Consider the following 497-nt stretch of genomic DNA (forward strand, 5'->3'; position numbering starts at 1 on the left):
CCCCACTTTCACTTCGTTTAGAAGTGAGGGATTCCTAAGTAAAGAGTTCTATCGAACTCTAATTGATTAGGCTAACCCCGCAGTCCTTGCGGTTAGAAGCCTTATTGCTTCATTCTTTAGATTGATACTTGCGTTAATATCCCTATCATGGTGTGTACGACAAGAAGGACAGTCCCATTCACGTAGGTTTAGATTTTTAACGTCTTTATTTTGATATCCACAACAAGAACATAATTGGCTGGAAGCAAATGTTTTCGATACGACAATGACTTGTTTGCCATACCATTTTGCTTTGTATTCTAACATTGATCGAAATTACGACCAAGATACATCACTAATTGCTTTTGCTAACTTATGATTCTTTAACATATTCGATACTTGCAAATCCTCTATACCGATAACATCGTGGTTTTTGATGATTTCAGTTGAAATTTTGTCCAAGTAATCTTTTCTAGCATTTGATATGTATTCATGAATTCTAGCTACCTTTACTCGTT

General features: G+C 35.6%; 1 pseudogene. It reads right to left on the reverse strand.

Annotated features, from left to right (window positions below):
- Positions 1-66 precede the first annotated feature (66 nt).
- Positions 67-497: pseudogene (locus tag QO049_RS30510) on the reverse strand (RNA-guided endonuclease TnpB family protein); the annotation flags it as partial.

Origin of the sequence: Bacillus sp. RB3, from assembly GCF_030164735.1 — a bacterium.
GTDB lineage: Bacteria > Bacillota > Bacilli > Bacillales > Bacillaceae_G > Bacillus_A > Bacillus_A cereus.